The 7,058-nt window shown below is 41.9% G+C and carries 6 protein-coding genes; 3 read left to right on the forward strand and 3 right to left on the reverse strand.

Annotation, left to right across the window (positions count from 1 at the left end):
- Positions 1–181: 181 nt before the first annotated feature.
- Positions 182–1,864: a SulP family inorganic anion transporter gene (locus V7K55_RS26100; protein WP_334836025.1), complete on the reverse strand. Its 1,683-nt coding sequence runs from the start codon at positions 1,862–1,864 to the stop codon at positions 182–184.
- A 635-nt stretch (positions 1,865–2,499) separates the two neighbouring features.
- Here V7K55_RS26100 and ccmS point away from each other — a divergent pair.
- On the forward strand, positions 2,500–2,928 hold the full coding sequence (ccmS, locus tag V7K55_RS26105; RefSeq protein WP_334836027.1) for a beta-carboxysome assembly chaperone CcmS: 429 nt from the start codon (positions 2,500–2,502) through the stop codon (positions 2,926–2,928).
- Positions 2,929–3,249: 321 nt separating this feature from the next.
- Here the strand turns inward: ccmS and V7K55_RS26110 are convergent, their stop codons facing one another.
- Entirely contained in the window at positions 3,250–3,399 is a 150-nt protein-coding gene (locus V7K55_RS26110) for a hypothetical protein (RefSeq protein WP_334836029.1), read from the reverse strand.
- 371 nt (positions 3,400–3,770) lie between these two features.
- Here V7K55_RS26110 and V7K55_RS26115 point away from each other — a divergent pair, with 371 nt between their 5' ends.
- The gene (locus tag V7K55_RS26115; RefSeq protein ID WP_334836031.1) at positions 3,771–4,493 is read left to right on the forward strand and encodes a class I SAM-dependent methyltransferase; all 723 of its coding nucleotides are present in this window, start codon (positions 3,771–3,773) and stop codon (positions 4,491–4,493) included.
- A 211-nt stretch (positions 4,494–4,704) separates the two neighbouring features.
- Here V7K55_RS26115 and V7K55_RS26120 read toward each other — a convergent pair whose 3' ends face one another.
- Complete coding sequence (locus tag V7K55_RS26120) at positions 4,705–5,133, reverse strand: YidH family protein (RefSeq protein WP_334836033.1); 429 nt, start codon at positions 5,131–5,133, stop codon at positions 4,705–4,707.
- Between the two features lie 651 nt (positions 5,134–5,784).
- Between V7K55_RS26120 and V7K55_RS26125 the strand changes: the two genes are divergently transcribed.
- Entirely contained in the window at positions 5,785–6,780 is a 996-nt protein-coding gene (locus V7K55_RS26125) for a LysR substrate-binding domain-containing protein (RefSeq protein ID WP_334836035.1), read from the forward strand.
- Positions 6,781–7,058 lie beyond the last annotated feature (278 nt).

A 7,058-nucleotide genomic window follows, 5' to 3' on the forward strand; every position in this document is an offset into this window, starting at 1 on the left:
CTACACGAACGCCTAGCCTCTCGTAGAGAAGAGAAGAATAAGTCCTATAAACGATCGATTCAGTCCATTTGAATGGAATACAAGCTATCAGCCCTAAACTGAAGTTCTGGGCGGGATGTCAGTCAGCGTGAATCTGACAAAAATGTGGGCAGAGGATTTTTCGACTAATGGCAAAATCTTCTCAGTCATTTAATTCCATCAATTCTTTGGTTTTCAAATCAGCCGCTATCGGTTGAGAACATCCTTCAATCTGAGGAGAGATAGAGCAAATTGCATCTGTTGTTGTTTCAAAACAATTTGATAACCCAATTGTTTTTAACAAACCTGAACGTTCTAGTAATTGTTTGACTTCGGGTTGTAAACCTGTGAGAATTAAGCGGCAATCGTGCCGTTCCAAGTCGTGGTAAATATCCTCTAAGGCTACTAACCCAGTTGTGTCCATATTTGGCACAAACCGCAACCGGAGAATTAAATACTTTACTTCCGGTTGATGGCGGACAAAGGTAACAAACCGTTCAGCAGCACCAAAAAATACGGGGCCATCTACCCGATAAACGGCAATTTCCTTACCTAATTCCAGAGGAGTACCAGGGGGAAATACTTCAGTCTCAGGTATTTTGACTAGGCTTAAATCGCTCATCTGTTTGATGAATAAGGCTCCGGCTGCAATCAATCCCACCTCCACAGCCAGAACTAAGTCAAACAAGATTGTTACTAGCCAGGTGAGAATCATCACAGCAAAGTCGGAGTAGGTAGCACGCATTAATAAACTAATGGCTTTCCACTCAATCATCCGCACGCTAACCACCATTAGAATACCAGCAAGTGCAGCTAAAGGAATCTGTGCTGCTAGGGGTGCTAAAGTTAAAACAATAATGGCTAAAGCAACGCCGTGAATTACCCCAGATAGTCGGGTTTTCGCGCCAGAACGGACATTGATAACAGTCCGAGCGATCGCACCTGTTGCGGGGATGCCACCAAAAAATGGCACAATAATATTTGCCAATCCTTGACCAATTAATTCGCGATCGCTATTGTGTTTTTCGCTCACCGTCATCCCATCAGCCACTACTGCCGATAGCAACGATTCAATACTTCCCAGTGCTGCTAAAGCCAAAGCCGGATTAATCAGTTCCCGAATCAACCTAAAATTATTCCAGTGGGGAATACCTTGGGGCATTGGTAAAGATTGGGGAATGCTGCCAATTTTGGGTACATCCAGATGGAAATAAGAAGCGATCGCTGTTGCCAAGACCAACCCCATTAAAGAACCTGGTATTGTGGTATTGATCCTAGGCCATAAAACCGTGGTTGCAATCACCACCATTGCCAACCCAACAGCAGCCCAGTTTAGAGCTTCTACATGACTTACAGTTTGCCAAACTTCCGGCAAAAAATGCTCGCTACGCGGTAGTTTTAAGCCAAAGAAATTATTTAACTGACCACAAAATATAATCACGGCAATACCATTGGTAAAGCCTGCTGTCACTGGATAGGGAATAAACTTCACTAGCTGTCCAAGTTTAGCAACCCCCAAGGCAACCTGGATAATCCCAGCCATCACCCCAGCAATCCAAACTTTCTCAATGCCGTATTTGGCGACAATTCCCACCAAAATCACAGCCATTGCACCTGTTGGGCCTGTAATCTGTACTGAGGAACCACCAAAAATTGCCGCTACAATTCCTGCTACAATAGCCGTGTAAAGTCCAGCTTTTGGTTCTACTCCACTTGCCACTGCAAAAGCTAAAGCTAAAGGCAAGGCTACCACTGCTGCTGTCAGTCCTCCCGTCAAATCACCACGCAGTCCACTAAATAAACGACCCAGACGCTGTGGTTCTTGGAGGATATCAGATATTGCCATATTCCATTTCAACTCTCATAGACAATTTGTTAATAGACAGATAGATGTCATAATCCCGGTAATTAAGCACAATGCCCGGAACCTCAAAGAGCCTGGAGGGAAAAGCTCCTTTATTATAGACATCTCCGAAAAAAGTCAAAATTATATTGTTATTAACTTGTACCGGGCGATGCCTGCGGCGGGCTACGCCTACGCAGTCTTGAAGAATCCGCCCGTTTTGGTTTTAGATGAAGCTACCTCGGCGGGAGATAATAAAGTAGGTCGGCGTAAATAATTATCGTTTGGATAAGGCAGGGAGCAGGGAGCAGGGAGCAAGGGGCAGGGGGAAAAAGGGTTTGAGCCTTATTTACTTTTCTTCACACAGTTTGGTTTTATTGTGCCAACTTACTGAAAGTAGAAGCGGCAATCTGGCGATCGCGCAAACAGATTAGAGTAGATAGAACTATCATTTTCTACCATCTGCAATACCGATTGCATTTATGTCATAGAACATGGGAAATTAGTATAGTCGGGAACCCATGAGCAATTGCTGGATAAATCCCGGATTTATAGTCTCTGGCGGTACAATCAGGTTTTAGATAAGTTTCGCGCCTTATTTCTGTCTACAATTACGAATTACAAATTACAAATTATTTATGTTTTTTGGCAATAACCAACCAGAATCAGTTGATAACAAGTGGCGTGGTCAGTTGGATAGATTTGTAAAAGCAAATCAGCAGGACTTGGCGGCGCTGTTTTGGGGATTGTGGTTAGCAAATGGTGAAAGTCAGGGTACTGTTGGTATTGATTTGCAACCAACGCCGCATTTTGTTTATTGTCCGAAAGAGCAGATAGAGAATTTAAATATTAAAGTTGAAAATCGGCTTCAGGAAATATTGGGAATTGTCGAGAATCATAAGCCTGAACTGGAAGTTGTGATGATTGGGATTGGTAAGGGTGAAATTAAGTTAATTCAGTTTGCACCGGAACCCGCACCACCAATTTGTTTTGAGCAAGTTGGGAAGGATGTAGATGGGTTATTAGAAGTTTTAGAACAGCGCATGAATGAAACTTTTAATTTATGACTAAGTAGGTCGCACAACTAAAAGTAGTAGCGCATTGTAATGTGCTACTACTTTTAATTAAAGGGGTTTAAGTACAGAGCTAAATCTCCAATCTAAGGGAGCATCCCGTTTTGGCAGCCCTGCGCTAAGGCGCACGCTACGCGAACAGACTAGAAATCTGTATAGCCGTGATTTCCAATCGCCCGGTGTTTCTTTCAAAAGTGGATGCTCCCCAATCTAATGGCTTTCAATTATATGGTTGATTGAATCTCCTACTCACTGCCCAAGCTGAATTATGAATTTCGACTCCCGTATTCTCTATCAATGCTATATCAACATCTACTAGTTATCATCTGTACGTTTATCATAAGGCTCACCTGTAAAAGGTTGTACCCCAATAGCAGGATAAGCATCATCGTTAGGGCCAAAAATCCGCATTGCAGCTTCAGAAATATACTGGGTTATATTAGCAAGGATTTTGGAAATAGCCATAATATCTGGACTCCTTATTTTTGAGTCGCTTTAATTGTGCTACCTATACTTTAATGCTGATATTCTTGACTGATACTAATCCTCAATATATCGAGAAGATATGCAATATATATTCAGATAACTTCGCAACACTTTATTTTGTTAAAAAGCCAAACTTTTCTCTTTTATTCTAATTCAAACTTAGCCATTTATTCAACCCCAGTCTGGTAAATAACCTAGAAAATCAACTTGCCTTATCCCAGCAGGAGATTTGATGGGGGTGCGTAGACACGTTGGCGTTTGCGTTCGCGTCTCTCGAAGAGAAGTGGCTTGTCATCATACATCACAAAGCGAATTTGACTACAATTCTGAGAAAGAGTAGCAAAAACCTAATGTCTAAAAAGTCTGATTCGCAGTTCCAAAATCTCTTTACTTCAGCCAAATCAACCAATTGGGACGAAAGATTAGCCCAAATAGCCTATCGCTTTAACCGAGAGTATCAACGTGAAACCTTTGAACTACCAACCGAAGTCCAGGGGATGCCGATATTCCGTGAGTGGGTTGGAGGTAGTTTTGCAGGGAGAATTGCTTCCCCTTTTTGGGAAGTTGCTCAACCTCAAAAAAACCAGCACTGTATAGATATTGGCTGTGGTATCAGCTTTTTAATCTATCCTTGGCGGGATTGGCAAGCATTTTTTCATGGCCAAGAAATCAGTAACGTGGCACGCGATACCCTTAATTCTCGCGGGCCACAGTTGAATTCCAAGCTGTTCAAAGGTGTTGAGTTGGGAGCAGCCCATCAGTTAAACTATTCACCAGAGCAGTTTGACTTAGCGATCGCAACAGGATTTAGCTGCTATTTTCCACTCGAATACTGGAATGCAGTATTGGCAGAAGTTAAGCGAGTCTTAAAACCAGGTGGACATTTTGTGTTTGACATCCTCAATCCAGAACAACCTTTAGCAGAAGATTGGGCTGTTCTGGAAACCTATTTGGGGGCTGAGGTGTTTTTAGAGCCTGTAGCTGAGTGGGAAAAAACCATTAAGGCGGCTGGTGCGAAAGTAATAACTCAAAAATCAGGGGAATTATTTCAATTGTATAAAGTGCGATTTTGAAAATAAGTAGCTAGGCATCAAGAGTGCTGGTAAGTAGTTAGACAAAAATATTTACAGTCATTGCGAGCAGAGCGAAGCAATCCCAACCGCAAGCGAATTGCTTCATTACGCTTCTCTACGAGACGCTACCGCGAACGCTTCATTCGCAATGACATTGTGTAATTAATTCTGTCCAAGTCCCTTAAGATTAGTTATGTCTACCTACTTACCATCACTCAGGGATAAGTGGACTCATTGGATCTAAAGAAGTTGTAAAAACAAAATAGATTACTCCAGTTCCGAGAATCATCACAGCAAGACTGAACAATAACACCCATCGGTCTGTTGGTTCATAAGTATCTTCTTCGATATCACGACGGACTGCAAAATAGTGGGCTGTTGAGAGCCAGACTGTCATTAAACCCACCAAAGAGAAGACTAAACCTAACTTCCAGCCGTTGCCAGGACGGGGTATCAAAGGTACTTGGAAGGCACGCAAACGCACAATGACGACACCAAAACCTAAAAGAGCGATCCCTGTCCGCATCCAAGCAAGGTAGGTACGCTCATTTGCCAAGTGATCTCGGATTCGGGACGGATTGAGTCGTCCTGGCTTTTTTTTATCTTTATCTTCTTCTGTTGATTTCAATTTTAACTGCATCAATAATACCCTTATCCCCAAAGCGCCTCTTATCAAAAAAATGCGAAGGTAGTAGGAAATTTCTTTCCTGATGACTCGCACCGAGCGCAATAGTTGCGCTATTGAAATATGCTTATTGTGTTTGTACATTTTTTCAAAATTAATTCTAATGCAGATATAAAAATAAAACAAGCCTGAACGAATTATTCGGAATTAGTAATTGATGGTACAGAGCAACTGTAAGTAATAAGGGTTCATAAAAAAAACGTAAGAATTCAGCCAGTCAGAATTCATAATTTAGAAGGCATCTAGTCTGATTGGCAAATTTATTCATCAAATTCTCTCCTGATTCTTTAACTATTCCGACTCCTGTCAGCCTAATCCTGTGGGAAGCAAGCTACGCGCACCGTCTCTAAGAGTTGTGGGGGTAGCCCATTCTGATTTTTGAATTCTCATAAAAAAATAGCCAAGAATCAGAGAGATTTTTCACCAGTGCAAGTCAGGTTTTTTCTCTAATTTTGGCTGTTACCCTGTTGAAATTGAAAACAATCATTCAAAAATAGACTATGCAGTTCTATTTCAAACTAACCGATAGAATCAAATGCTTTTATTTGTCAAAATGATAAATGAAAGTGATTATAATTTTGACACCAAGTTGTAGGGATACCATAAATGGCAGGAATGACGCTTGAGCAGCTAAAAATCTTTCTAGCTGTGGCGCAGCACTTACACTTTACTCGCGCAGCAGAGGAGCTTTATATTACACAACCTGCCGTCAGTGCAGCAATCCACAACTTAGAGCAAGAATACGGTGTGAAACTGTTCCATCGGATTGGTCGCCATATCGAGATTGCTGAAGCGGGTAAATTACTGCAAGTGGAAGCACAGAAAATTCTCGATCAAGTTTCCCTGACTGAAAGGGGATTGCGAGAATTGAACAATCTGCAACGAGGTGAATTGAAATTAGGATCGAGTCTGACAATTGGTAACTACTGGCTACCAAGTAAGATTAGTGAGTTTAAGAGCCTATATCCCGGTATTCAGATTAACTGTAGCCTTGCCAATACAGAAGATATTTGTCTCGGAACGACCACAGGACAGTTTGATTTAGGTTTGGTGGAAGGAGATATCAAGCCAGCACTCCAGAGGACTCTAGAATATGAAATAGTAGGGAGCGATCGCTTGCAAATTGTGGTAGGTCAAAAACACCCTTGGTTTGAGTGGGGAGAAATTGACTTAAACCAATTGACTAAAACTCCTTGGGTGATGCGCGAACCAGGTTCTGGAACCCAGCAAAGGTTTGAAGAAGCCTTACTAAATTGGGGAATCAATCTCAGTGAACTGGATGTAATTTTAGTATTCAATAGTGGAGAGATGACAAAAGCAGCGATCGAAGATGGTGTCGGTGCGATCGGAATTTCTGAGTTAATGGTAAAAAAAGAAATACAACTAGGAACTCTGCGGGCAATTCGAGTGATTGATAATAGAGAGGGTAAGGGTGCGATGCCTAAGTTGGGCTACACCTACGCAGAAATAGTTCGACCTTTTTTTAAACTCAAGCATCGTCAGCGTTTTCAAACTGCTCTTTCTAAAGTATTTGAACAAATGTTGATATTGTCTATGTTAGATAGTTCACATCAACATATAGGAATCCGCTTTGATTCTTGAATTTATCTGCGTAGGTAGGGAACAGGGAACAGAGAACACACATTAACAATGCAAGCCAACGCATTAACAATATCGAGTATTGCCAAATTTAATTTGCTACGAATTAATCAAATACTGTACTAAGGGATTTCCAAGGAATAAATTATCCTAAAAAACGAACCACAGAGACAAGGCAGCGTGGTCTTGGGGGTTTCCCCCATGAGCGACTGCCGCGCAGAGAAGCCAGTGCGTTGCGGGGGTGGAGGAGTTTGTAGCACCTGGCGCAACACAGAGAGAAG

This window comes from Nostoc sp. (genome assembly GCF_036919895.1).
In the GTDB taxonomy this organism is placed as follows: Bacteria; Cyanobacteriota; Cyanobacteriia; order Cyanobacteriales; family Nostocaceae; genus Nostoc.